Consider the following 25,512-nt stretch of genomic DNA (forward strand, 5'->3'; position numbering starts at 1 on the left):
GAACCAACGCGAGGGACCACATGTCTGAAGCTCAAATCACGGATTGGCTGGCGTCGCAGCGGCAGGCGATGATTGATCTGCTCCGCGACGTCGTGAACATCGATTCCGGGTCCTATGACAAGGAAGGCGTCGATGCGGTCGGTGCGCGGTTCGAGCGGCACTTTGCCGAGCACGGCATTCCGTGCCGGCGCGAGGCCAACGCCACCTTCGGCGATGCGATCCATGCCGAGGTGGCAAAACCGGGCAGCAACGAGAAGCCGGTGCTGTTGATGGGGCATCGCGACACCGTGTTCGGCAAGGGCGAGACCGAGCGGCGTCCATTCACGATTCGAGATGGCCGCGCCTATGGACCGGGTGTCGCCGACATGAAGTCCGGCCTCGTCATGAACGTGTTCGTCGCAACCGCCTTCCACAAGTTCGGCGGCTCACCGCATCCGATCAAGGTGCTGATCACCTCGGACGAGGAGATCGGCTCGCCCTCTTCCCGCCCGGTGATCGAGCGCGAGGGACGCGCCGCGCGCGCGGTGTTCAATTCCGAGCCGGGCCGTCCCACCGGCAATGTCGTCACCGGGCGCAAGGGCGGCATCTTCATGCATCTCGCCATCACCGGCAAGGCCGCGCATTCCGGCGCGAACTTCGCTGCGGGCGCCAGCGCGATCGGCGAGCTCGCGCACAAGATCGTGCAGATCCATGCGCTGACCAATCTGGACAAGGGCATCACGCTCAATGTCGGCCTCGTCTCGGGTGGCCAGTCCGTCAACACCACGGCGCCCTACGCCGAGGGCCAGATCGACCTGCGTTACGTCGATCCGGCGGATCGTGAGAGGGTGATGGCCGCGATCGAAAAGATCGTCGCGACGTCCTGCGTGCCGGGCACGAGCGCGACGCTGACGATCAAGGGCGAGTTCGTGCCGGTGGTGCAGAGCGCGGAGTCGAAGGCGTTGTTCGAAGGCTATCAGGCCGCCGCGCGCCAGGTCGGCCTCACCACGCTGCAGGGCGAATTCTCCGGCGGCTGCGCCGATTCCGGCTTCACCGCCGCGGTCGGCACGCCGACCATCTGCGGCCTCGGGCCGGTCGGAGGGCTCGCGCACACGCCGGAGGAATATCTCGATATCGACAGCATCGTGCCGCGCGCGCAGGCGCTGGCGCTGGCGATTTTAAGGGGGTGATCACGCATTCCGGAGCGATGCGAAGCATCGAACTATGGTGCACAATTGCGCATCTGAGAATCTCGAGATTCCGGGTTCGCGCTTGCGCGCGCCCCGGAATGACGGCCGTTTAGTCTCACGAATAACTCGGTGCATCCGGCTTGCGGAAGATGTGGATGGGATCGCCGGGGATGATCACCGGCCGGCCTGAGAACATCGCATAGGCGTAGAGCGCGAGATAGGCGATCGCCAGCGCACCCACGGCGTAGAAGGCGAAGGTCGCGATGCGCTTCATCGATCCACTCCATTGCCGACCCGAAACGAGAGGTCCTTGGCGCTTCTAGAGCGATGAGACGAAAAAGGCCACCCTCCCCGCCCTGCCGGCGACGATCAAACGCCGCGCCGGCCGCGCGCGGGAAGACTGGCATCGGCGAGCCCTACGGCGTCTTCGTCGTGGTCGACCGCCAAATACTGCCCGTGCCAGTAGGCCAATGCAGCGGTACGGGACGAGCTCTTGATGTCCCTGACGCGGCCGATGACGATGCCGTGCGAGTGACGCTCGACGATCTCCTCGACCTCGCAGTCGAAGGCGGACAATGCGCCGACCAGCAGCGGAACGCCCGACACCGCCGTCACCCATTTGGCGCCTTTGAAACGATCGGCGCCCTTCAGCCCGCCCTTGCCGGAAAACCGCTCGGCGATATCGAGCTGGTCGGCATTGAGGATGTTCACGCCGAGAGCGCCGTGGCGGCGGATCAGCGGAAAGGACGAGGCATCGCGGTTGATGCTGACCAGAAGTGTCGGCGGCTCGACCGACAGCGAGGTGACCGAGGTGACCGTCATGCCGGTGATGTCCTTGCCCCGTCCGGCGGTGATGACGCTGACGCCGCCGGTGAGATGGCGCATGGCGCCGCGAAAATCGGCGGACGAGACGGGGATTTCAGTCATGAGATCGCGGGGCACTATATTCATGGCATTGCTCCCCGAGGCGGGGGTTCCCTGTATTTAGGTACGATCATCCGCCGACAACAGGTGGCCCAGGGACCGAAGCATCGGACGGCCCCGGTACTGCCGGACGATGGTGCGGCTGACCGGAAGTGTCGAGACGGCCGGGAAAATAGCGATGCGCGCACTGCCGCGCGTGCTGCGCGCATGACTAATCTTTCAACAGATGGAGCGAATGCAGGGGGAATCTTTCCGCGCGCGAATGTGAGGGCCGCGCTGGTTCGGTCCGACCGGAGCGTGAAATGTCGAAAACAACCCCATGCACAGTAGCCGACGATAGTCCAATCAATGGCTTACGCGGGAGGCCGAGGCGTTTGACTCCTCGCATCATGGCGGCAAAGAGGAATGGTCGACATCCTCGCGGGATCAATGCTGCCACTTCACCGGCAGATTGAGCAGCCCGCGGAAGGCCCAGCCGCCGATCCGCACCGGCTCGTCATTGGCGATCTCGATGCGCCCCGCGCGGGCGAACAATGTCGGCAGCGCGACGTCGGCAATCATGGCGCGGGAGGCGAAGGCGCCGGCGCAGAAATGCGGACCGGCGCCGAAGGCGACGCTCCTGGACGTATCTCGTCTGACGTCGAACTCATCGGCGCGCTCGAAGTGCTTCTCGTCGCGATTGGCGGAGCCGAACATCAGAAACACGCGTTCGTCGGTTTCGAAGGCGACGTCGCGGATCGACCACGGCTTTGCGATGCGCCGCGGCGACATGCCGATCGGCGAGATCCAGCGGGCATATTCCTCGAAGGCCTGCAGCCAGGACACCTCACCGCGCAGGACCAGATCGAGCTGGTCGGGATGGGTGAGCAGCGCCCAGACCGTGCCGGCGATCGCCTTGCGCGGCTCGTTCTGGCCGCCCGAGATCGCGAGCTTGACGTTGGCGCGCACGCTTTCCATCGGCATGCCGGAGGCGAGGAGCACGCCGAGGATGCTCTGGTCGGGATGCTTGCGCATCACCGGCAGGATGTCGTCGATCGCGGCATCGATGCCCGATGTCGCAGCGTGACAGCGCGCCTCGACCTCAGGATCGCCGGCGTAGTTGGCGATGCCCTCGATCATGCCTTGCGACCACGCGTCCATGTCCTCAAAGCCGATATTGGTGAGGCCGGTGATCGACTTCAGGCATTCGCCGGAGAACGGCAGCGCGAAGTCGCGCATCAAGTCGATCCGCCCCGGTTCGATGCGATCTATGATGCGGTCGGCATGGGCCTGGAAAAGCGCGGTCCAGTGCGCCTTCACGGTCTTCGGAGAGACCGTCGGAAACATGGCGCGGCGCTCGACCTGATGCGCCTCGCCGTCCTTGCGCATCATGTTGTGGCCCATCAGCCGGTTCATCAGGCCGGCCGGCTGGTGCGAGGAGAACACGTCGATCTGCTTCTCGGAGATCGAGATGTCGTCGCGGCTCGTCAGCAGCGTCGAGCCGAGCTGCGGCACGAAGGCGATCGGCGCTTCTTTCCGCATCTTCGCCAGCATCGGATAGGGATCGGCCCAGAACGCAGCAGGATCGACGTCGACGCGCGGCGCGGTGCTCAAGGCGGTCTCCCCTGATTCTCGTGTGCTTCAGGGCAGACTAGCGCACTGCGGCGCCGGCGTCTGTCCCCAGCGATAGGGACGGACGACATGGAGGCGTGTCTTCACAAGCCGGGGGCGCGAGCGCGATAGCGAGGTCGGCACGGCCCACAACAGCGGACATCGACAAACGCACGCGAGAACGTTCGCTAAGCTTCACACAGGCTGGAGTGAAGATCGGCCGCGGCTCTGGTCCGGTCCGCCCCTGAAAAGCAACGGCGGTTAGAGGGTCGGCTAAGCCAGCTATGGGCCAATCCCGGATTTACGAGTCACGGCTAAAGGCGAAGAGGGTCAATTATCACCAGACGACGCGGAAGCCGGCGGTGCCTTTGTAGCTGTGGTTCTCGTCGGGATTGTCGAGGCTCGCGCGATAGGTGATCTCGCCGAAAACGGCGTAGCGGCCATTGGCCCAGCTATAGGTGCCACCGCCACCGATGCTGCCCCACAGACGGTCGTTGCCATTGGCGAAGCCTGTGCCGGCGACATCGATCCTGGTGCCGTTAAGGAACTCGTAATGCAGATTGCCGATCGCGTAGACGTCGGACCGCACGATGCCCGAGCCGTCGTTCCAGACCCTTTGATGATTGAGCGACAGCCCGACGCGGCCGAGCAGGCTGTCGGCATTGCCGAGCGAGACCAGCGCACCGAAGCGATCGGCGAAGGCATCGAAGTCGACCTTCGCATAGGAAAGCTGCGCCTGCGGCGTCAGCCAGAAGCCGTTGCCGACCGCAATCCGCTTGCCCCCTTCGACGCTGAACGCATAGCCAAAGCCTTCATTGCCATGCGTCATGCTACCCACTAGCGCCGAAGACAGGTCGCTGCGGTAGAACATCGTCTGCGCCTGGCCATCGACATAGAAGCCGTCATGGCCATACCAGGTCGCGGTTGCTCCCACGCCCGTTCCCTCGGCACGGATGCGGCCGTTACCGAAGAACGAATTGATATAGGCCGTCGTCAGGCCATATTGCGCCGTGAGACCGACGATCAACCGGCCGCGGTCGTTGTCGAGCGCAATGCCGTCGAGACCGGTCTGCGCCTTGAACTCGTCTGTGTTGTAGGTCGAGCCCGTGGTGTTCGAGGGCTGCAACTCGGCCTGCCCGCCTTCGATGCGGCCCCAGAACGCCGATTGCGTCCACGAACCATCCGCCGTCGCGGCCGTGTTGATGCCGGCGCGCGCCATCGCCTCGCTGCCGCCCCAGTAGCGGTTGCCGACGCGCTGCTGCAGGCTCGGCGCCTGGTTCATGCCGAGCAGCACCTGCGCATAGTTCTCGTAGAGGGGAACGCCGGGCTGGTACAGCGGCCCGGCTGGCGCCGACGCCGGCGGATTGATGAGACTCGAGCGCAGATACCAGTCGCCATCGGTCGGCGTGCCCATGCCGTTCTTCTGCAGCGTGTAGGCATAGGCGCCGCCGACGACGGCCTGCTGGCCGTTGAGCACATAGTCGCCCTGCAGAGTGAAGCTGCCATTCGAGGCGCCGGCAACGTCGATCACCTTGATGCCCTCGACGGTCTCCGCCCCGGCGCCGCCGACATTGGTGATCCGCAGGGTCGATGTGCCAGAGGTAGCTCCCTGCACCACCATGCGGTCGGTGGCCGAGCTGTCGCCGCCGAGCACGGCGTTGAGGACAAGCGTGCCGCCATTGCCGATGTAGTTGCCGGCGACCGTCAGCGTGGTCGCTCCCGCGCCCCCGGTTCGCACGATGCCGGCATTGCTGAGCGAGGCCATGGTCTGATTGAAGCCGTTCAGGTCGAACGTTCCGCCGGCGCTGGCGACATAGGCGGACGCGGCGCTGAACGCGCCCGCGCTGCCTGCGCGCAACGTGCCGCCGGCCACCGTGGTCGCGCCATTGTAGGTGTTGACTCCCGACAGCGTCTGCGTGCCGCCGGTGACAGCCAGTCCGCCCGTGCCGTTGATCGCGCCTGCGAAGGCGTCGTTCGCATTCGTGATCGTCAAGGTCTCGGCGCCGAGGTTGACGGTGCCGGTGCCGGCCAGGCTTTGAATGCTGGTCCCGGCGCCCGTCACGCCGGAAATATCGAAGGTCGCGTTCGCCACCACGCGGCTGGAGCTGGCGATCGAGCCTGTGCCCGTCAGCGCCAGCGTGCCGGCCTGGACCACCGTTGCGCCAGTATAGGTGCTGTTATCCGTCAGCGTGAACGTCCCGGCGCCGGTCTTGGTCAAGCCACCGACGCCGCTGAATCCGAGTGCGCCGTCGTTGAACCCGTTGCTGTCGAATATCAGTCCGCCCGCGGCGATGTTGTTCTGGGCGATCGTTCCGCCAAAGAAGCTGGTATTAGCGGCCCGGGCGCGGACAACGGCACTGTCATAATTCGCCTGATCGCTCGCATTGAGAAACCTGATGACGCTCGCCTCCAGCGTGCCGCCGCTGATGTTGAGCGTGCCGCTGCTACCGGGGGTGAATACGAACTGGCCTGTAACGACGACGGTTCCGCCGTTCTCGATATTGAGCGTCTCGCCAGCGCCGGCGAGGCTGAGTGTGCTGCTGACAATCCACTGCGATCCGACTCCCGTCACAGTAGCAGTGGCGCCATTGCGGATGCTGCCGATTCCCGTGCTTGTCAGCGTGGCGCCATTTTGAATGATGAGACTGGTCATGGGACTCGGACCAACGGCGCCTACCGTGATGGAACCCGATGTGCCCGTCGCCCCACTCGTGACGCCGAGGACGACGTTTGCAGGCGTGCCGATAGTGACCGCACCGCCGGCCGGAACCGTCGCGGGGTTCCAGTTCGAGCCGACCGTCCAGTCGTTGCTGGTGGCTCCGGTCCATGCCTGGGCCGCCGCCGATCCCGTGAACAACGCCGATAGCGCTGCCACCGAGACGCTCGTCACCAGCAAGCGGTGGAATGCAGTTCGTTTGCGCGAGGAAGATGGCTGAGTCTCGTGCGGACTGATCCTCTCCGTGCGGCCCGATTGCGGTCGAACCAGCACAGCCCCAATGCATTCGCGCATCACGTCTCAGCCCTTCGCGATTCGCCGCACCGCGAATGGCGGGTTGCGAATGCAGCAATTGTTACGATAGTTGACTCACGTCGGTCCGGTCAACGACCGTGCAGATTGTGCCAAGCGGAACAAGGCGCAGTGTGCTCTCGATGCAACGTGAGCGCGACGGAATTAACAATGAGCTAACCCTAGCTGCAACGGACATGCGTCTACCCCGTGTGCCAGATTGTTAATTTCCGCGTTGGGTCAAAGGCTGCCTTGGCCCGCTCGCATCGCCCTGTTCGGGTCACCTTCAGGAAGCGGACCTCGCGGCGCTCTGAGCTAAGGTCAGCCACGAGTCAACAGCAGACCAAGCGCCTGCCAGCGAGCGACGATTCGTCAGCCAGTTGCAGACCTAGTGCAGAGGAATAGAGGTTACTGAACCTCGGCGATCCTCGGCCCGGATGACGGCATCTGCGCGTTGGCCGCCGAGGGCCGGTTCGACGGCGATGCCGGGTCCGGCGATCGGGAAGCGGCTTCGGGCGGCGCTCCCTGGGATGGCCTGCGGGCGGCGGTGGCCGGAAGCACGATCACTTTCGCCCCGACTTTCACCCGCTCATAGAGGTCCACGACGTCTTCATTGGTCAGCCGGATACAGCCGGACGACACCCGCTTGCCGATCGTGTCGGGCTTGTTGGTGCCGTGAATTCTATATTCGGTCTCACCGAGATACATCGCCCGGGCGCCGAGCGGGTTGCCGGGACCGCCGGCCATGAACCGCGGCAGATAGGGCTGACGCGAGACCATCTCCGCAGGCGGATGCCAATCCGGCCATTCTGCCTTACGGGCCACGGTCTGCTCACCGGACCATGTGAAACCTTCGCGGCCGACACCGATGCCGTAGCGCATCGCCTGCCTGTCGTTCAGGACGAAATAAAGGAACGTGTTTCCGGTATCGATGATCACGGTGCCCGGCGTCTGATGACTGGCGTAGTCAACCACCTGCCGGACAAATGCTCCGGGACCGTCAGCGGCTTTTGGTGGTTCGACCAGAGGCGCCGGGGCTGGAATCGGAGCCGGCGCCGGCGCGGATGCATGAACCGGAGGTGCCACGTAAACCGGAGTTGACGATGCCTGGGCCTGGACTGCGGACGGCTTCCGGATCGGTTGCACGCTCGCCGGGCGAGACAGCAAGCTGTACCCCGCGACGGCGACGGCCACGGCGCCAACTGCAACTCTCGCCGCCATGGGTAGTGCGAGCGTCTCTGCCTTCCTACGCTTGGCCCGCTTGCTCATATCCTTCCCCAGGTCGCCATGCCCAAGAGAGGTACCCAGCAAGATTTAAGAAACTTCGAAGCGATGTCGCTCAGACTGGAACCGTTCGGCGTGGTTAACGCCGAACTCCTGTTCAGCAACATGAAGATTGGGACTAGGGCTCGAAATCGAGCTGGCGACCGCGGTTTCCTCCCTTGAAGGAGACGCCGACCCCCAGTGTGCGCCGCGCCACCATCATGGGGCCGTCATCCGCGAACCTTCACAAATTCGGAAGTCCGGGTGCGCCATTGGGCAGTCCGCTTTACCCTCAAGAACAGACTTCATCAGCCGGGCCCGTCAGGTCCGAAAAGGGCCTAGAAGCTGACCTTCAGCCCTATCCACCCTTCCGCAGGTCTATTCTTTGCCGCGAGATGTTTACGACCCCTTCGGGCTCTCCTCCATGGCGTGAATGGCCACGGTGTCGCTGCCGTCGTGTCCAGGCTTCGCTGCACAGCTAGAGGTTTGAGCCGCAGAGACCGTCAGATGCCCCGCCGAGTTAACATCCCAATGGGCTGCCGGGCTTGATATCCGGCGCTCTGAAGCGGTTTGCGCATCAGATAGATGGGCCTCGGACAGATAAAGGTGAGTCTTCGGCAGCAGAAGAATAAATACAAGAGCGATGAGCTTTAATCCCAGTCGCATGCTCGCCTCCACTCCTTGATAACGGATAGCAGGAGATGAAGCGTCAAAGAATTCAGGTCGATGCCCTAAGGGGATGTACGCAGGAGGCGGCCCAATTGTGCGTCCCGCGCCGGCAGCCGCCGAGGTCGCCTTTGGGTCACAAGCGGCGGTCGACGGCGGCGGCAAGTGGCACGATGCTGTCTCGGCACGGGTCCGAAAGTCCGCGTGAGCAGCAATGCCCGCCATCGACCTTTATGACATTCCTATTTCATCGGCCGCCTTGCACTATCGATTTTATATGCCAGCGGACCAAATCTCCCCTCAAGTGCCCAGTGGAGTCGAAGCAGTGGTTGATTTTGGATCGAAGCTGCGGTCGGACATCATTCAGGAGACAGATACCGATCCGCTAGCATCGGATTGGGTGCGCTACCTTGCTTCGATTGCGATGACTGCCCTCGCGGCGGTGGTGGCAATCGGTGTCGACAGCCAAGTGTCCATACCGAACCTGTCCTTGGTATTTGTGATCCCTGTGATAATCGCGGGAGTTGGGCTCGGCTTGGGTCCTTCACTCTGCTCGGCGATACTTGGTGCTCTGGCCTACAATTTCTTTCTCACTGAACCTCGCTACTCACTGACGGTCGATGACCCGGCGAATATCTGGGCAATTGGACTGCTGTTTGTGGTGGGTCTCATAACGAGTGGTGTTGCGTTCACTTCCGGCCGGAGAGCGACCGAAGCGGCGCTGTTACGGAAGCAGGCGGCTGTCCTCCAAGGCTACAGCCGGGACGTCGCGGCGGCCGATAATGTGGACGCGATCCTCTCAATCACGTCCCAGGCTCTAGCAACGCTCTTCCGGGTTCCCGCGGTCGTGATGCTTGTCAGGCGAGGCAGCGTGGTTTCCATCAAGCAAGTTGGGGGCCTAGAGCCTCAACAGGCCGAATTGGAAGCAGCACTCTCGTCGCTGGAGACTGGTTCCGTTATGCCTAGCGGCGTCTATCCAAATCTGGCTTCGCGATTTGATTTTTGGCCCGTGCGGACGGCCGAAGACCAAACTGCCGTTATCGGACTCGCGTTCGATCCGGACGAACGTCCTCAGACGCCGGACACGCCGGTCAAGACCGCAGCGAGTGTTTTGGCCTTGGGGCTTGATCGTCTACATGGGCGGGATAGAGCCGCCCGACCTTAGCTTCGGCATTGGCATCAGCAGCCTCGGCGCGACCGTTACTTGGTGTCCCCTCAGTTCAGGCCACGGGGCCCCCAGAGCAACCGCAGCACGATCGCGAACAATTCATTCTGCGAGGAGATGCCCAGTCGTTCATAGGCGCGCTTGCGGTAGGTCAGGGTCGAATGCAGGCTGATGCCGAGTCCTTGCGAGATCGCCTCGGAGCTGAAGCCGGAGAGGATGTGGCGGCAGACCTCCTGCTCGCGTGCGTCAGCGCGGAGAGCGGCGCGCGTGTTGCGAACAATGCAGCGAGGGACTGATCTGGCGTTGCGCCCTCTTGGAAGTGCCGCGCGACGCTCGCCGCGATCGCCGGTGCGATTGCCTCGAGCCGCTCACGCTGCGCGGCGCCGAAGCGGCCTTGCGCGGCGATGCGATAGAAGTTGACGTAGAAGCAGGTGTCGTCCACCCAGATCGCGGTCGCGCATTTGTCGACGATGCCGGAATCCTGGAAGAAGATCTTGCGGTAGCGCGCGCCGTACATGCGCGGCGCGAACGCCGGCAGCATGATCGGCGCATCGCCCTCGGTCTCGAACAGCGCATCGCGGTTCGGATCGGACTCGTGGAACTGGCCGGCGTAGGCGGCGCCGAGATCGCCGCCGATCGGGATGTTGCCGGCATCGAGCAGGCAGTGTGCGGCACCGGCCCGGCTCAGCGCGAACACCATGCAATGGCCGACACCCGCCTGCCGACGCAGCAGGTCGATCAGGACTTCCGGGAAGTCGGAGCGGCCGATGGCGAGCACAGCCAGCGTGACATCACCCGCCGACGGATTTGTGGGCATCGTCTGAGACCGCATCGCTTCCTCCGCAAGCCTGTTTTGCGGGAAGATAGCAGCCGGGTGATTTCCGCGGAAGGCCGAGATCTCACAGCCCTCCGATCATCCGAGCAGTTCAAGCGACGAGTGCGGCTGTCATTCATCCGCGCGGGATGTTCAGCCCACCGGCCCCAGTGTCCAATCGTCCCCCGAAAGCGGGCTGACTCTCACATCATGGATGACTCCGCGCTCGAGGCTTGGATCGAAATGGCGCATCGTGCGCTCGTTGAAGTCGATGATGCGGCCGGGCCTGAGTGGCCCGACGTCATTGATCTTGACGATGACCTTCTTGCCGACGGCCTCGACGAGGGCATATTTCGGCCTCTCACCAAATTGAACCCCACCGAATTTCCCACGCAGACTCGTCTTGATGGCAGCCGTCCAGGCGGAGGGATCGTAGCGCTCGCCGGAGGCCGTACGCGGACCACCCTCTTCCTTGCCGGGCTTGAACGGATTGTACATGGATGCAGCGCCGACGACCGCATCCCCGGAGGCGGCATCGACGACGGCGTTTGAGTGAACTCCACGCGTTTCACCTCGCGCAACGGTAACGGACACGGCAAGCGCAACCAGGGCGCCGCAAAGTGCGGCGCTCGAGCGGAACGGCATCATAACTCCTGTGATTTTTTCGATCGTCGGTTCCCGTCACCGCAAACATGCGCAAGCGAACGCGGAAGCGTTCATGAAGCTTGCACCGGTCTTTTGCGGATTCGAGCCAACCCCTTGGCTATGGAACCGTTGTGCGAACCAGAGCGGTTCCCACGCAGTGTTTTAGGTTGTCACCGACTAAGACAGAGAATGCGTCAGCAACATGACCTGACGAACGATCTATTCCGCGGCCGCCTTCACCGGGGCGACGTTGATCGCGAGCTTGCCATAGCGATCCGTAAAGGCCTCGGTATCGATCTCTTCCAGCTTGATCTCGCCGCTCATCACGCCTCGTTTCCATTCGGCCTGTGCCGGGTCGTTCTGGAACTCCGGCATCACCTCGCGGGCGAACAGCTCCAGCGATTCGCAGATGTGCTCGTGGCTGTTCTTGCCGGCCTGGTTGAGCAGGATGACCTGGTCGATGTGTGAAGACTGGAAGCGCTTCAGCTTCTTTCGGATCGTCTCGGGCGAGCCGATCAGGCCGCCGCGCAAGGCCGCCTCCTGTGCTTCCGGATTGTCGCGCTTCCACTTGTTGTACTCGTCCCACATGTTGACGGTGTAGGGCGCGGGACGCTGGCGGTTCTGCGAGGCGCCGTAGAAGCGCAGCGCGAACTGGAAGAAGGTGGCGCCGTCGGCGCGCTCACGCGCCTCCTCGTCCGTCTTCGCGCACATGAAGAACGAGACCAGCGCCATGTTCGGGTTGATCTCGTAGTCGGCGAGCTTGTGCAGCCGCTTGGTCATCGCGTTGTAATAGGCGTGCACCCAGGCGTGTGCGGCATCGGCGCTGACGAACTGGAAACCGAGCGCACCGAAACCATGACGGCCGGCGCGTTCGATGGTCGGCAGCTGCGAGCAGGCCATCCACAGCGGCGGATGCGGTTTCTGCACCGGCTTCGGCACGACATTGCGCAGGGGGATGTCGAAATACCTGCCGTGATGTTCGCTGCCCGCGTCCCTGAACATCGGGAAGATCGCAGCGACCGCCTCCTCGAACACCTCCTTCTTGGTCTCCATGTCGCGGCCGAACGGGGTGAGCTCGGTGATCGACGCGCTCTCGCCCATGCCGAACTCGCAGCGGCCGTTCGAGAGCAGGTCCAGCACCGCGACACGCTCGGCGACGCGCGCCGGGTGATTGGTGGTGAGCTGGAGAATGCCGTGGCCGAGCCTGATCTTCTGCGTGCGCTGGCTGGCCGCGGCGAGGAAGGATTCCGGCGAGGGCGAATGCGAATATTCCTCGAGGAAGTGATGCTCGACCACCCAGGCATGGTCGTAGCCGAGCTTGTCGGCGAGCTCCATCTGCGAGAGCGCGTTCTGGTAGAGCCTGAGCTCGTCGCCGGCGACCCAGGGCCGCGGCAATTGCAGCTCGTAGAAGATGCCGAACTTCATGGCGTCGCTCTCCCGCCTTATTATCGTTAAGGCCATCCTAATGTGCGAGGCGCCGCTGTCTACGGAGCAGAAATTCCACGGCGCGGGAGAATGATCCACTCTCGTGCGTGGCGACACACATCCGCCTCGACGCAGCGCTGCGACATCTGTGCAGGCCGGCAGCTTGATCCAGATCAACGCCGCACCGGCCCGATTGCACCAGAAGTGCAGCAAGGCAACGGCCCGGATGCCGTCCCGATTCCCCATACCATTCAAAGAGACCGAATATGTCGGCCCCTGACGACGCAATGTCGCGCGTGCGCCGTAAGCGCATGGAGATCTTCGCATTCCTGTTCCTGACCGCGGTCGTGATGCCCGTCCTCGCGGTCGGAACGGTCGGCTCCTACGGTCTCGGCGTCTGGATCTACCAGATGTTCGCCGGCCCTCCCGGCCCGCCGCCCTCCCCACATTGATCCGCAACCAGCGAAAGACAGGCATCATGGCACACGCCACACTCAACCGTCGCGCCTTGATCACCGGCCGGGTGCTCAGTGCCGACCGCGTCATCGCGCCGCCTGGCGCCGAGATCGCCAGTATCATCGTGCAGGCGCGCCCCGAGCGCCTCGCCGAGGTCGAAGCCGGGATCACGTCGCTGCCCGGCTGCGAGATCCACGGCCGCGACCCACGCGGAAAACTCGTCGTCGTCACCGAAGCGCCCGACGCCGGCAGCCTCGGCACCCTGCTCAACACCATCCAGTCGCTGCAGCACGTCTATTCCGCGGCGCTGGTCTTCCACGCCATCGAAACCGCCTGAGTCAGGAAGAGCCATCATGACATCGCCAAAGCTCGACCGCCGCCAGATGCTGAAGCTCGAGGCCGCTGCGATCGCAGCGGCTGCCGCCGGCCTCCCGGCGCCGGCGCTCGCCGCCAACCTCGCCACCGAGCGCGAGGTAAGCGAATTGAAATGGGACAAGGCCGCCTGCCGCTTCTGCGGCACCGGCTGCTCGGTGATGGTCGCGACCAAGGACAACCGCGTCGTCGCCACGCACGGCGACATCAAGGCCGAGGTCAATCGCGGCCTGAACTGCGTCAAGGGCTACTTCCTCTCCAAGATCATGTACGGCCACGACCGCCTGACGCAGCCGATGCTGCGCAAGGCGAACGGCAAGTACGACAAGAACGGCGACTTCACGCCCGTGTCGTGGACCGAAGCCTTCGACATCATGGAGCTGAAGTGGAAGGAGGCGATCAAGAAGCGCGGGCCGAACGGCGTCGCCATGTTCGGCTCGGGCCAGTGGACGATCTGGGAAGGTTATGCCGCCTCGAAACTGTTCAAGGCCGGCTTCCGCACAAACAACATCGACCCCAATGCGCGGCACTGCATGGCGTCTGCCGTTGCCGGCATGATGCGCACCTTCGGCATCGACGAGCCGCCGGGCTGCTATGACGACATCGAGGCCACCGATGCCTTCGTGCTGTGGGGCTCCAACATGGCGGAGATGCACCCCATCCTCTGGACGCGCCTGACCGATCGCCGGCTGTCCGCGCCGCATGTCCGCGTTGCCGTGCTCTCCACCTTCGAGCACCGCTCGTTCGACCTCGCCGACATCGGCATGGTGTTCAAGCCGCAGACCGATCTCTACATCCTCAACGCCATCGCCAACCACATCATCAAGACCGGCCGCGTCAACAAGGACTTCGTTGCCGCGCACACCATCTTCCGGCGCGGCCAGACCGACATTGGTTATGGTTTGAGGCCCGAACATCCGCTGCAGAAGAAGGCGACGGGCGCGGCGAAAGCCAACGACTCCACCGACATGAGCTACGACGAATTCGTCAAGTTCGTCTCGGAGTACACGCTGGAGAAGGCCGCCGAAATGTCCGGCGTGCCGCTGAACCGGCTGGAGGCGCTCGCCGAGCTCTACGCCGATCCCAAGACCAAGGTGGTCTCGTTCTGGACCATGGGCTTCAACCAGCACACCCGCGGCGTCTGGTGCAACAATCTCGTCTACAACATCCATCTCCTGACCGGAAAGATCTCCTCGCCCGGCAACAGCCCGTTCTCGCTGACCGGCCAACCCTCGGCCTGCGGCACCGCGCGCGAGGTCGGCACCTTCTCGCACCGCCTGCCCGCCGACATGGTGGTGACCAACAAGGCGCATCGCGACCACGCCGAGCACATCTGGCAGCTGCCCGAAGGCACGATTCCCGACAAGCCCGGCGCCCACGCGGTGCTGCAGAGCCGGATGCTGAAGGACGGCCTGATCAACGCCTATTGGGTGCAGGTCAACAACAACCTCCAGGCCGGTCCCAACGCCAACGAGGAGACCTATCCGGGCTTCCGCAACCCCGACAATTTCATCGTGGTCTCGGATGCCTATCCCTCGGTGACAGCCCTCGCCGCCGATCTGATCCTGCCGACCGCGATGTGGGTGGAGAAGGAAGGCGCCTATGGCAATGCCGAGCGGCGCACCCAGTTCTGGCACCAACTCGTCTCCGCGCCGGGCGAGTCGAAGTCGGATCTCTGGCAGCTCATGGAATTCTCCAAGCGCTTCAAGGTCGAGGAGGTCTGGCCCGCGGAGCTGATCGCCAAGAAGCCGGAAGTTCGCGGCAAGACGCTGTTCGACGTGCTCTACAGGAACGGCCAGGTCGACAAATTTCCCGTTACCGACATCGAGCAGGGCTATCTCAACGACGAGTCGAAGGCGTTCGGCTTCTACGTTCACAAGGGCCTATTCGAGGAATATGCCCAGTTCGGTCGCGGCCATGGCCACGACCTCGCGCCGTTCGACACCTATCACCGCGAGCGCGGCCTGCGCTGGCCCGTCGTCAACGGCCAGGAAACCAGATGGCGTTTCCGCGAGGGCAGCGACCCCTACGTCAAGCAGGGGACCGAGGTGCAGTTCTACGGCTACCCGGACGGCAAGGCGCGCATCTTCGCTCTGCCCTACGAGCCGCCCGCCGAATCGCCCGACAACGAGTATCCCTACTGGCTGTCGACCGGCCGCGTGCTGGAGCATTGGCATTCCGGCACCATGACGCGCCGCGTGCCCGAGCTTTACAAGGCGTTCCCCGAAGCCGTCTGCTTCATGCATCCCGATGACGCGCAGGACATGAAGCTGCGTCGCGGCGACGAGGTGAAAGTGGTCTCCCGCCGCGGTTTCATCCGCGCCCGCGTCGAGACGCGCGGCCGCGACCGGCCGCCGCGCGGCCTCGTGTTCGTGCCGTGGTTCGACGAATCCAAATTGATCAACAAGGTGACGCTGGACGCCACCGATCCGATCTCGCTGCAAACCGACTTCAAGAAATGCGCAGTGCGTATCGAGCGGGTGAACATGTCATGATGAAACGATCTGGAATCATCCTGCTCGCCTTCGCGATCGCGGCGGGCACGAGTTCGCTGACGGCCCAGACCGTGACGTCCGGCCTGCGCGGCGCGACCCCGCTCAACGACGAGGGCCCGGCACCGCCGATGCTGCCGAACCGCAACACCTCCGAGAAGGAGGTGCGCAACTATCCCGAGCAGCCGCCCGTCATCCCGCATACGATCGACGGCTACCAGATCGACCTCAACGGCAACAAGTGCCTGTCCTGCCACGCGCGGGCGCGCACGGCTGAATCGCAGGCGCCGATGGTGTCGATCACGCATTTCATGGATCGTGACGGGCAGTTCCTGGCCTCGATCTCACCGCGACGCTTCTTCTGCACGGAATGCCACGTGCCGCAGAACACCGCCAATCCGCCTGTCAGCAACGACTTCACGGACATCGACACGCTGCTGTCGCGCGCCAGCCCCGGTGGCCGGCGATGACCACGACCGCCGATGACCCAAACGCCGAGATGAAGGCCAAGCGCGGCTTCATCGCGCGAAGCCGGGACTTTGCGCTGGAGCTTTGGCGGGTGCTGACCCGACCGAGCTCGGTGTTCGCCCTCGGCACGCTGGTACTGGCCGGCTTCGTTGCCGGCGTGATCTTCTGGGGCGGTTTCAACACCGCGCTGGAACTGACCAACACCGAGAAGTTCTGCACCGGCTGCCACGAGATGAAGGACAACGTCTACGCCGAGCTGAAATCGACCATCCACTTCACCAACCGCTCCGGCGTGCGCGCGACCTGCCCGGACTGCCACGTGCCGCACAACTGGACCGACAAGATCGCGCGCAAGATGCAGGCCTCCAAGGAGGTCTGGGGCAAGATCTTCGGCACGATCGACACGAGGGAGAAATTCCTCGATCACCGGCTCGAATTGGCAGCGCATGAATGGGCGCGCTTCAAGGCCAACGATTCGCTGGAATGCCGCAACTGCCACAGCGCCGATTCCATGGACATCACCAAGCAGTCGCCGCGGGCCTCGGTCGCGCACCAGCGCTTCCTGTTCACCAAGGAAAAGACCTGCATCGACTGCCACAAGGGCATCGCCCACCAATTGCCCGACATGCGCGGCGTTCCCGGCTGGCAATAGGGCGGTCTACGCCGCTTGAACCGGCGGGGCGAATGGTTAGTTTTGGGGGATGGCGAATCGCCTCGTTTCGCCCTTCCTCAAGACAGATATGGCCACTTTCACCCCGCATCAGGATGCCGCTCTGAAGGCCGTCGGCGACTGGCTCAAGGCCAAGCCGGGCCGCAACGGCACGCCGCCGGTGTTCCGCCTGTTCGGCTTTGCCGGCACCGGCAAGACCACACTGGCGCGGCATATCGCAGATGGCGTCGACGGCGAGGTCAAGTTCGCCGCCTTCACCGGCAAGGCTGCGCTGGTCATGCGCAACAAGGGCTGCGACGGCGCCTCCACTATCCATTCGCTGATCTACCGCGCCCGCGAATCCGGCGAGGAGCAGCCGAGCTTCGAGCTGTGGGACGACGCGCCCGCCTCCAAGGCCAAGCTGATCGTGATCGACGAATGCTCGATGGTCGACGCCGAATTGGGGCGCGACCTGATGTCGTTCGATTGCCCGCTTCTCGTGCTGGGCGATCCCGCGCAGCTGCCGCCGATCCAGGGCGGCGGCTTCTTCACCAATACCGAGCCCGACGCAATGCTGACCGAGGTGCACCGCCAGGCCCAGGACGATCCGATCGTGCGGATGTCGATGGACGTCCGCGAGGGCCGCGAGCTCGAGATCGGCCGCCATGGCGAGAGCGAGGTGGTGTCGCGGAAGGAGCTCGACCCTGACCGCGTCATGGGCGCCGACCAGGTCCTGGTCGGCCGCAACAACACCCGCCGCGCCTACAACATGCGGGTGCGGCAGCGGCAGAACATCGAGGACGCCTTTCCCGTCGCCGGCGACAAGCTGGTGTGCCTGCGCAACAACCGCAAGAAGGGCCTGTTCAACGGCGGCCTGTGGCGCGTGAAGTCGCGCAACACCTCGCGCTCGAAATCGCGCATCTTGTCCATGCGGCTGTCGCCGGACGAGGATTTCGGCCACAAGGTGACGAAGGTTTCGGTGCGCGCCGATTGCTTCGAGGGCGGCATCGAGCAGATCGCGTGGGAGCAGCGCAAGCCCTATGACGAGTTCGACTACGGCTACGTGCTGACCGTGCACAAGTCGCAGGGCTCGCAATGGGACGATGTCGTGCTGTTCGACGAGAGCTTTGCGTTTCAGGACTCCAGGGCACGGTGGCTGTACACCGGGATCACGCGCGCGGCGAAACGACTGAGCGTGGTGGTGTGAAACTGCAGTGCCCGGATGCGCTTTCCGGGATCGACAACATCGATCAGCATTCATCGTTCGCTAGGCTTTGCTGTGTATCAGCGTGCGATCTGCATCGGAGCGGAACGTAATGACTGCGCGCGCAACAGAACCTGATGGCGTCGACACCCAGCTCGATGATCCTGCAGTGAGCCGTCGAGGCTTCCTGAAATCCGCGTGCGCGGCGTCCGGTTCACTCGCGCTGTCGGCCACGGCTCCAGGAATGGCCTTTGCGGCACCGGCGCAGGCATTGCGCGCGAATTCAAGCGGGCCCCTGCGCGTTTCGAAGGCGCGGCTCAATGCGCTGGCCGCGAAATTCTATACCGTCTTCAACGAAGGCAATATCTTGCCGGCGAGCTTTGCCGACAAGCATGTGGCGCGCTACGACGTGGAGCTGAGGCGCATCGTCACCTTCACCCGGATTCCGGAAACGGGAGAGCGCGTCAAGGTCAGCGGCCTGCTTGCCGTCCCGGCGGGCGCGCGCGGTGCTCTTCCGATCTTGTCGTGGCAGCACGGGACGATCCTGTCATTCGATCAGGTTCCATCGAACCTGCTGCGGCTGAGTGATGAGAATTACGAGCTGCGCGACAATGTCGATTCGATTGAGACCCTGTTCAACATCCAGCGTTTTGCCGGGAACGGATACGCCGTCATCGCGGCCGATTACGTCGGCAAAGGCCCCTATCGCAATGGCCGCGGCGAGGCCTATGCGGTGAAGGGCGCGACCGTGCAATGCTGCCTCGACATCCTGAAGGCGGGACTGCTCGAACTGCGCAAGCTCGGTCTGCGCCAATCATCGCTGTTCCTGAACGGGTGGTCGCAAGGCGCCCTGAACACGCAATGGCTGAAGCAGGAAATGCAGCGCCGCGGAATCAAGGTGCGGGCGACCGCGAAACAGAGTCCGTTCAACAATCTCTCCGACAGCTTTCACTACTGGGCGAACCCGAGAGCCTATCTTCCCGCCTCGGAAAGCTCATACCCGATGCCGCCAGCCTGGATCACGCCTTGCATGATCGTCCTGCTCGGCAGTTATCGGCGCTATTACGGGCTCAATGATCTGTTCAAGACCGCGATCAAGCCGCAATATCAGGCCTTTGCAGAAAAGTACTGGGCCGATTACAGCCTCGATGGAGAGATCGCGAAGAGGATTCCTCCGGCCGGCGATTTCCTGACCGACGGCTTCTTCGAGCGCTTCACCAGCGACACGAACAGCAAGCTCATGCGCCAGCTGGGCGACAATGGCACGACGTTCTGGCACTACGATTCCCCGATCAAGTTCTACTACGGACTGGCCGACGAGGCCTTGCCGCCGCGCCTGGTGCAGCCAGCCGTCGTCGCCGGCGGGCACTTCGCCGACGGCGTTCCGGTCAAGGGCGCGAGCCACCGCGGCACCTTCCTGGCGAGCCTCTATGGCGACAGCACCGTTCTGAACGGATCTCCGACGGCGTTCGACTGGTTCAATACGCTGGTGTGAGCGCGCCGGCTGCCGGCGCCCTCACGAACTCGTGTCTGGCCGCCTGTAACGGCGAGGCGGGGCAGTCGTATCTTCGGAAGCGACAATGCCGGCGAGGCTATTCGCCCGGGCCGGCCTGCCTTAGACTGCCCACCCTTGCCAGAGGATCCACCATGCGCCGAACCGCCATCGCCTCCCTGCTCGCCGCAACCACCGCCCTGACGCTGGCATTCACGATGCCGTCCCGGGCCGCGGAGGATGCGGTCGTGATCCCCGCCCCCGCATTGGACGCGGCGCCCGCAAGCGGCATCCAGACCGCGGTGGTCGCCGGTGGCTGCTTCTGGGGCGTGCAGGGCGTCTTCCAGCACACCGCAGGCGTCGTCAACGCGGTCTCCGGCTATGCCGGCGGCACCAAGGCGACCGCCGACTACCAGACGGTCTCGAGCGGCCGGACCGGCCATGCCGAGTCGGTCGAGATCAAGTACGACCCGAAGAAGATCTCCTACGGCAAGATCCTCCAGATCTACTTCTCGGTGGTGCACGACCCGACCCAGCTCAACCGCCAGGGCCCGGACACCGGCACGCAATATCGCTCGGCCATCTTCACCACCTCGGACGAGCAGAAGAAGGTGGCGGAGGCCTATATCGCCCAGCTCAACGGCGCCAAGGTGTTCTCTAGGCCGATCGTGACCAAGGTCGGCGCGCTGGAAGCGTTCTATCCGGCGGAAGCCTATCACCAGGATTATCTGACGCTGCACCCGAACCAGCCCTACATCGCCTATAACGACATCCCGAAGGTCGAGAACCTGAAAAAGCTGTTCGCGGATAACTACATTGAGAAGCCGACGCTGGTGAGTGCCGGCAAGGCCACCAACTGATCGCGAGATCACCAAGCAAACGGGAGACCCATGCCCGACACCAAAACGAAGATCACGGACGACAAGGTCATCAAGAGCGAAGAGCAGTGGCGGCGCGAGCTGACGCCGATGCAGTACGCCGTGCTGCGCGAGAAGGCGACCGAGCGCCCCTTCTCGGGCGAATACGAGCACGACGAGCGCGCCGGCACCTATGTCTGCGCCGGCTGCGGCAATGTGCTGTTCGAGTCCGACGCCAAGTTCGATTCCGGTTGCGGCTGGCCGAGCTTCACCCAGCCCGCGGTCGAGAGCCATGTCGACGAGGAGCGGGATACGAGTCACGGCATGATCCGCACCGAGGTGCTCTGCTCCAAATGCAGCGGTCATCTCGGTCATGTCTTCCCCGACGGCCCCGGGCCGACCGGCCTGCGCTACTGCATCAACTCGGCGGCGCTGAAGCTGGAGCCGAAATAAACAGCGCACGCTGCCGGGTTCCCTCGTGGAACCCGGGGGCGCGATGTGCTTTTCTCCTCTGGCGGTGCGGCCGATCATCGCATTTCGGCGGCCGCCAGGGAGGACGCCATGACGCTTGGGACCATCCTGATCATCCTGGTGATCATCTATCTGCTCGGCGGCCTGTCCGGCCGGTTCGGCGGCTACGGCTATGGGCTGGGCCATTCCGGCATGGGCATCGGCGGGGTCGTGCTGGTGGTGCTGATCGTGCTGCTGCTTCTTGGCAAAGTATAAACCATTTAAGTTATTGTAATTACTCAGATTATGATGCCTGCGGAACTGCCATGCGCGGATTCATTATCTCGCATCGCAGGGGTCGCAATTCTGTCAAATCGGCCTATATTAGAGGGCGAGAATGACATGCGGCGGGCCCGCCTGATGGCGGCTCCTGCCCTCCCCAACCCCACGCGCTTAAAGCCCCAGAGAAGATCACGAGGTCTTTGACCATGCGTCCACTGCGTCCGTTCAACTTCAACACCTCCGCCGAACTCTTCCCCGCCGCGATCCGCAAGAAGAAGCGTGCGGGCTTCACCTATCGCCGGTTCGGCACCGCAGCCGAGGCCGTGCAGTTCGCGATGGAGCAGTTGCCGACGGATTCGCTGAACGGCGCCTATCTCCAGGTCGAGGAAGCCCGCTTCGATCAGAACGGCATCCGCTCGCTGTACGAGAGCGAAGCGTTCCCGCTGCCCCGTCGGCCCAGGCCCGCGCCGGCGGCCGAAACCGACGCCGACGCGGCGTAAGATTTTCGCAAGACCGTTCGATGTGCGCAGAAGGCGCGATGGCCGAAAGGTCGTCGCGCCTTTTGTGTTTGCGACTCTCGTGCCCCGGACGCGGCGCAGCGCTCCTTCAGCGGTGCGCTGCAGAGCCGGGGCCCACGGATCGACATCCCCCGCGGTTCCTGGGGGTCCCGGCTCTGCGGCGCCGCGCTTACGCGCCGCACCTTGTCCGGGACATGCGAGAGCAAGGCGGAGAAATTAAAGAGACACTACATCCGCGGCTGCTTGTCGAGCCAGCGGCGCAAGAGACGCACGTTGCGCATGTTGGCACGAAACATCACGTCGAAGGCGTCGCCCGCGAACGGGACGATGCCGACCACGCCGTCGAGCGCGACATTGCCGAGCATGCGCGCGGTGATGTACCAGGGCGCGCCCAGCACGCGGGCCTCGCGCACCAGCCATAACGAGATCGCCGTGGTGATGATGTCGCCGATGACGGGGATCAGGCCGATCAGCCCGTCGATGCCATAGCGGATGTTGGTGCCGGGCAGGATGAAGGCGACGTCGAGCAGCTTTGCGATCGCTTCGAGACGCGCGATCCGCTGCTCGCGCGTCAGATTGCCGAACGGGCTCGCTTGCCCGAATTCGAAGCCAAATTCGCGAAATCCCTGCTCCAGGCTTTCCGGCCTGATCTCGCGGCCGTCCTGGTCGATGATCGGCCCGCGGGCTTCCGTCGCGGAGAAGCTCGCGCGCGAGCGGCCCCCGGAACGAGATTTGCGCGGAGCAATGATGTCGTCCTCGGACATGATCATGGCCTTCAGTGAACGCGCCAGCGTGGCGGAGGTTGCTGCCGCGATCGAACGCCGCGCGTCAGGTTGGCGCCGCCGCTGCTTGCGGCTCCTCGACATATCGGTGCACGAGCCAGGATGAGATCACCGCCGGGACGAATCCGACGAGGCCATACAGGATGAACTGCACCGCGCCCGAATCCGGCCCACGCGAGCTGTAGGTGAGCGACGCCAGAACGAAGGCGAACAGGCCGACCAGGAGCATCCGCAAGCCCGGGCCGATCCGGCGGATGTGGATCAGGATGTCGTCGACCGCGCCGAGCATCAGCGAGGGCAGGAAGCCGAACAGGTAGCTGTATTGCAGGGTCTTGAAGAACACCGCGAACAGCTTGCCGACCTCGCCGAGATTGGTCTGGGCCCAATAGCCGGACTGGTAGGTCGTCGTCAGCAGCAGCAGGAACCCGCCGACGAACGGGCCAACCAGCGCAAACACCAGATAGCGTTTCATCAAATGCCCTCACACTTCGCCAGTGTTATAGCAGCGCAACGGGAACCTTGAACAGCGGGGCCCTGGCGCTGCCCTGGGGGGAACAAGTGGCAAGGCGACGAGTTCAGACAGGACCGGAATTTACCGGCTGGATTGGAGCGGCCGATGGCCCGCAGATTTCTCCTGGCGACGATCGCGCTGGCAACCCTGAGCGACCTGTCCGACTCGCCCGCTCTTGCGCAAGGCCATATGGGCACGCCACAGGAGCAGAGGGCCTGCTCGCGGGACGCCTCGCGCTTCTGCCGCAAGGAACTCGGCAATGACATGGCCGTGCAGAGCTGTCTGCAAGCCAACCGGGCCAGGCTGTCGCGCGCTTGCAGCAAGGTCTTTCGGAGCCACGGCATGTGAGGATCGGAACCCGTCCCCCGCGAATGGAGAGTGATGCCATGTTGCGCGACGAACAACTCTCGATCCTGCGGGACATCAGCCAATCCGTTGCGTTTGCCGACGACCGGCAGGGCAAGGTTGGGCAGCTGATCGCCGAGGGCTACGTGATGAAGGACGGCGATCTGTTCGAGCTCACGGCCAAGGGCGTCACCGCCGTCGAGGAGCACGCCGCCGCTCTCGGCGCGGACGATGCGGAACAAGCGAACGCGTCCTCCGATCGGCTGATCTGATCGCGCCCGACGTGACTCGCGTGCAACAATTGCGAATTCCTTTGCACTGACCATTGCAGCCGCGTGCCGATGGCGCATACTTCGCTCGGGCGGCGCAGCACTTTCGATTCGAGCATCAGGAAATCGAGCGACCACATGCGGGACCAAAGTTCCCGGCGTGAAGGCTGTGACGTGCGGCAGATCAAGCCGCGTGCGGCGCCCCAAAAACCAAGTGGCTCAAGCCCACGGGAAATCGGGGACCCATTCGCATGATACGCCATCAGACGATCGCTTCGCTCTTCGCTTTCGCAATCACCAGCCTCGCACTCCAGACCTCACCCGGGCTCGCCTTCTCGTCCGAAGCGCAGCAGATGTGCTCGGGCGACGCCATGCGGCTGTGCTCCAGTGAAATCCCCGATATCCCGCGGATCACTGCCTGCATGGTGCGGAACAAGTCGCAGGTCAGCCCCGGCTGCCGCGCCGTGATGGACCGCGAGCATGCAGCCGCGGCGGCATCGCGCAAGCGGGAAGCGGCGGCGAAGTAGGCTGGGGTCATTCCGGGGCGACGCGTAGCGTCGAGCCCGGAAATCCATTTCTCTACGTCACGTGCTGCTCAATGGGTTTCGGGTTCGCGCTCCGCGCGCCCCGGAATGACAGAAGCGCTCAATCGCCCCACTGGGCGAACGCGTCGTTGAAGGCACGCTCGCCGGGGGCGCCCTTCTCGATGGCGATGATGGCGCGGCGCTGGTTGGCGTAGACCAGCGGCACGTCGAACCAGGAGCGCTCCTTCAGGAGTTGCACGTTGCGGGAGCGATCGGCATCGACGTTGGAGAGGCCGACCAGGAAGAAGCCGTCGGTGACCTTGACCGCGAGGCCTGCGAGCGGCGTGCCGCGCGCCTGCTCGTTCGACTTCATCAGGATGCCCGGCACGTTGGAGACGCTGCCGCCCGGAAAATCCGGCGGCAGGATGAAGGTCAGCTCCGCCGTGTGGCTCGCCGGCAGCGAGGAATCGGTGTTACGACGGAACGACATCGTCATCTTGAACTTGCGCTCGGGGATTTCGATGTCCGCGCGCACGGCAACGTCGGCCTTCTGGTTGCCCGAGGCCTTGATGGGCTCGAGCCGCCATACCACCGAGCCGACATATTGCTTGCCCTTCGGATCGGACGGATCCTCGTCATAGAGCACGACCTTCTGCGCCACCGGCGCCACCGGCTGGTCGGTGGCCGAGGGCTGGCCGACGCGATCGGGGATCTTCGGCTTGGTCTGCGGCTGTGACGTATCCTTCGGCGCCTCCACCACCTGGGTCGGCGAGGATTTGAACAGGTTGGTCGCGATCTGGAGCAGAGGTTTGCTCCAGAGGATGCCGGCACCGGCCAGAATCAGCACGATGCCGATCGCGATCGCGCTCTTGAACGGAAAGGCAGAGCCGGTGCGGACACGCTTCTTGGCATCGCGGTCGGCGGCGACGCGCGGACGCGACGACGGCTGCGGTGTGTAGCGCTCGGCCTCCTCGACCGACTCGTCGTAGGAGTAGGGCGTCTCGCCTTCGCCGGCGCGGTTTTCCAGGCTCGGCTCCAGCCGGTCGAATTCCGGCGAGGGCGAGGGCACGTTGGCATAGGTGCGGCGCGCGGCGCGGCTGGCCTGCGCGGCAGCGCCGCCGAGATCGTTGACATCGGCCGTGATGTCGCGGAAGCCGCGCACGCCCGGTGCCG

Annotated in this window: 28 protein-coding genes and 1 pseudogene; 17 read left to right on the forward strand and 12 right to left on the reverse strand. The window is 64.0% G+C overall.

Annotation, left to right across the window (positions count from 1 at the left end):
• The first annotated feature begins 20 nt into the window (after positions 1–20).
• Positions 21–1,169, forward strand: a complete 1,149-nt coding sequence (locus XH87_RS11360; RefSeq protein WP_271587333.1) for a M20 family metallopeptidase — start codon at positions 21–23, stop codon at positions 1,167–1,169.
• Between the two features lie 115 nt (positions 1,170–1,284).
• Here XH87_RS11360 and XH87_RS11365 read toward each other — a convergent pair whose 3' ends face one another.
• The 4 genes from XH87_RS11365 to XH87_RS11380 all read right to left on the reverse strand — a co-directional run bounded on the left by XH87_RS11365 (position 1,285) and on the right by XH87_RS11380 (position 6,336).
• Positions 1,285–1,443, reverse strand: a complete 159-nt coding sequence (locus XH87_RS11365) for a hypothetical protein (RefSeq protein ID WP_035704866.1) — start codon at positions 1,441–1,443, stop codon at positions 1,285–1,287.
• 95 nt (positions 1,444–1,538) lie between these two features.
• Positions 1,539–2,120 (reverse strand): flavin reductase family protein, encoded by a 582-nt coding sequence (locus XH87_RS11370; RefSeq protein WP_271587334.1) that lies wholly within the window; start codon positions 2,118–2,120, stop codon positions 1,539–1,541.
• A gap of 399 nt (positions 2,121–2,519) precedes the next feature.
• Positions 2,520–3,686 carry a cytochrome P450 gene (locus tag XH87_RS11375; protein ID WP_271587335.1) on the reverse strand — a complete coding sequence of 389 codons (1,167 nt, stop codon included), beginning with the start codon at positions 3,684–3,686 and terminating at the stop codon, positions 2,520–2,522.
• A 334-nt stretch (positions 3,687–4,020) separates the two neighbouring features.
• On the reverse strand, positions 4,021–6,336 hold the full coding sequence (locus XH87_RS11380) for an autotransporter family protein (protein ID WP_271587336.1): 2,316 nt from the start codon (positions 6,334–6,336) through the stop codon (positions 4,021–4,023).
• Here XH87_RS11380 and XH87_RS11385 point away from each other — a divergent pair.
• Positions 6,335–6,619, forward strand: a complete 285-nt coding sequence (locus tag XH87_RS11385) for a hypothetical protein (protein WP_271587337.1) — start codon at positions 6,335–6,337, stop codon at positions 6,617–6,619. The two genes, XH87_RS11380 and XH87_RS11385, sit on opposite strands and share 2 nt — an antisense overlap.
• 479 nt (positions 6,620–7,098) lie before the next feature.
• Here the strand turns inward: XH87_RS11385 and XH87_RS11390 are convergent, their stop codons facing one another.
• On the reverse strand, positions 7,099–7,959 hold the full coding sequence (locus XH87_RS11390) for a L,D-transpeptidase (protein ID WP_271587338.1): 861 nt from the start codon (positions 7,957–7,959) through the stop codon (positions 7,099–7,101).
• 393 nt (positions 7,960–8,352) lie between these two features.
• A complete protein-coding gene (locus tag XH87_RS11395) occupies positions 8,353–8,619 on the reverse strand; it encodes a hypothetical protein (RefSeq protein ID WP_271587339.1) in 267 nt (88 codons plus the stop codon).
• Between the two features lie 214 nt (positions 8,620–8,833).
• Here XH87_RS11395 and XH87_RS11400 point away from each other — a divergent pair, with 214 nt between their 5' ends.
• Positions 8,834–9,784, forward strand: a complete 951-nt coding sequence (locus XH87_RS11400; protein WP_271587340.1) for a DUF4118 domain-containing protein — start codon at positions 8,834–8,836, stop codon at positions 9,782–9,784.
• Between the two features lie 50 nt (positions 9,785–9,834).
• Here the strand turns inward: XH87_RS11400 and XH87_RS11405 are convergent.
• From XH87_RS11405 to XH87_RS11415, 3 genes and pseudogenes are all read right to left on the reverse strand, one after another.
• Positions 9,835–10,616 (reverse strand): annotated as a pseudogene (locus XH87_RS11405) (helix-turn-helix transcriptional regulator).
• Positions 10,617–10,751: 135 nt separating this feature from the next.
• The gene (locus XH87_RS11410; RefSeq protein ID WP_199763077.1) at positions 10,752–11,246 is read right to left on the reverse strand and encodes a septal ring lytic transglycosylase RlpA family protein; all 495 of its coding nucleotides are present in this window, start codon (positions 11,244–11,246) and stop codon (positions 10,752–10,754) included.
• A 216-nt stretch (positions 11,247–11,462) separates the two neighbouring features.
• Entirely contained in the window at positions 11,463–12,668 is a 1,206-nt protein-coding gene (locus XH87_RS11415) for an LLM class flavin-dependent oxidoreductase (protein ID WP_271587341.1), read from the reverse strand.
• Positions 12,669–12,934: 266 nt separating this feature from the next.
• Between XH87_RS11415 and napE the strand changes: the two genes are divergently transcribed.
• From napE to XH87_RS11470, 11 genes are all read left to right on the forward strand, one after another.
• The gene (gene napE / locus XH87_RS11420; protein WP_094893482.1) at positions 12,935–13,120 is read left to right on the forward strand and encodes a periplasmic nitrate reductase, NapE protein; all 186 of its coding nucleotides are present in this window, start codon (positions 12,935–12,937) and stop codon (positions 13,118–13,120) included.
• 26 nt (positions 13,121–13,146) lie between these two features.
• Positions 13,147–13,461 (forward strand): chaperone NapD, encoded by a 315-nt coding sequence (locus tag XH87_RS11425; protein WP_271587342.1) that lies wholly within the window; start codon positions 13,147–13,149, stop codon positions 13,459–13,461.
• Positions 13,462–13,477: 16 nt separating this feature from the next.
• Positions 13,478–15,991, forward strand: a complete 2,514-nt coding sequence (gene napA, locus XH87_RS11430; protein WP_271587343.1) for a nitrate reductase catalytic subunit NapA — start codon at positions 13,478–13,480, stop codon at positions 15,989–15,991.
• Positions 15,988–16,458: a nitrate reductase cytochrome c-type subunit gene (locus tag XH87_RS11435; RefSeq protein ID WP_035704848.1), complete on the forward strand. Its 471-nt coding sequence runs from the start codon at positions 15,988–15,990 to the stop codon at positions 16,456–16,458. The genes napA and XH87_RS11435 overlap by 4 nt, the downstream gene beginning before the upstream one ends.
• Complete coding sequence (locus tag XH87_RS11440; protein ID WP_271587344.1) at positions 16,455–17,108, forward strand: NapC/NirT family cytochrome c; 654 nt, start codon at positions 16,455–16,457, stop codon at positions 17,106–17,108. Before XH87_RS11435 ends, XH87_RS11440 begins: the two co-directional genes overlap by 4 nt.
• 88 nt (positions 17,109–17,196) lie before the next feature.
• Positions 17,197–18,312, forward strand: a complete 1,116-nt coding sequence (locus XH87_RS11445; RefSeq protein ID WP_035704898.1) for an ATP-dependent DNA helicase — start codon at positions 17,197–17,199, stop codon at positions 18,310–18,312.
• Between the two features lie 109 nt (positions 18,313–18,421).
• Complete coding sequence (locus XH87_RS11450; RefSeq protein ID WP_271587345.1) at positions 18,422–19,804, forward strand: twin-arginine translocation signal domain-containing protein; 1,383 nt, start codon at positions 18,422–18,424, stop codon at positions 19,802–19,804.
• Positions 19,805–19,956: 152 nt separating this feature from the next.
• Entirely contained in the window at positions 19,957–20,661 is a 705-nt protein-coding gene (gene msrA, locus XH87_RS11455; protein WP_271587346.1) for a peptide-methionine (S)-S-oxide reductase MsrA, read from the forward strand.
• A 30-nt stretch (positions 20,662–20,691) separates the two neighbouring features.
• Entirely contained in the window at positions 20,692–21,111 is a 420-nt protein-coding gene (msrB, locus tag XH87_RS11460) for a peptide-methionine (R)-S-oxide reductase MsrB (RefSeq protein ID WP_271587347.1), read from the forward strand.
• A gap of 108 nt (positions 21,112–21,219) precedes the next feature.
• Complete coding sequence (locus XH87_RS11465; protein ID WP_035704895.1) at positions 21,220–21,384, forward strand: DUF3309 family protein; 165 nt, start codon at positions 21,220–21,222, stop codon at positions 21,382–21,384.
• Positions 21,385–21,596: 212 nt separating this feature from the next.
• The gene (locus tag XH87_RS11470; protein ID WP_014492502.1) at positions 21,597–21,890 is read left to right on the forward strand and encodes a hypothetical protein; all 294 of its coding nucleotides are present in this window, start codon (positions 21,597–21,599) and stop codon (positions 21,888–21,890) included.
• 245 nt (positions 21,891–22,135) lie between these two features.
• Here XH87_RS11470 and XH87_RS11475 read toward each other — a convergent pair whose 3' ends face one another.
• Together XH87_RS11475 and XH87_RS11480 are read right to left on the reverse strand one after the other, a co-directional pair.
• The gene (locus XH87_RS11475; protein WP_271587368.1) at positions 22,136–22,678 is read right to left on the reverse strand and encodes a DUF4112 domain-containing protein; all 543 of its coding nucleotides are present in this window, start codon (positions 22,676–22,678) and stop codon (positions 22,136–22,138) included.
• A gap of 58 nt (positions 22,679–22,736) precedes the next feature.
• On the reverse strand, positions 22,737–23,162 hold the full coding sequence (locus tag XH87_RS11480; RefSeq protein WP_035704836.1) for a DUF5413 family protein: 426 nt from the start codon (positions 23,160–23,162) through the stop codon (positions 22,737–22,739).
• 144 nt (positions 23,163–23,306) lie between these two features.
• On the opposite strand from XH87_RS11480, the gene XH87_RS11485 reads away from it, so the two are divergent.
• From XH87_RS11485 to XH87_RS11495, 3 genes are all read left to right on the forward strand, one after another.
• A complete protein-coding gene (locus XH87_RS11485) occupies positions 23,307–23,549 on the forward strand; it encodes a hypothetical protein (RefSeq protein WP_271587348.1) in 243 nt (80 codons plus the stop codon).
• Between the two features lie 38 nt (positions 23,550–23,587).
• Entirely contained in the window at positions 23,588–23,818 is a 231-nt protein-coding gene (locus XH87_RS11490) for a hypothetical protein (protein WP_271587349.1), read from the forward strand.
• Between the two features lie 248 nt (positions 23,819–24,066).
• A complete protein-coding gene (locus XH87_RS11495; RefSeq protein WP_271587350.1) occupies positions 24,067–24,342 on the forward strand; it encodes a hypothetical protein in 276 nt (91 codons plus the stop codon).
• A gap of 118 nt (positions 24,343–24,460) precedes the next feature.
• On the opposite strand, the gene XH87_RS11500 is transcribed toward XH87_RS11495, so the two are convergent.
• The coding region (locus XH87_RS11500) for a hypothetical protein (protein ID WP_271587351.1) at positions 24,461–25,512 on the reverse strand (1,052 nt) is incomplete at its 5' end.

The organism is Bradyrhizobium sp. CCBAU 53415, assembly GCF_028128735.1.
Lineage (GTDB): Bacteria > Pseudomonadota > Alphaproteobacteria > Rhizobiales > Xanthobacteraceae > Bradyrhizobium.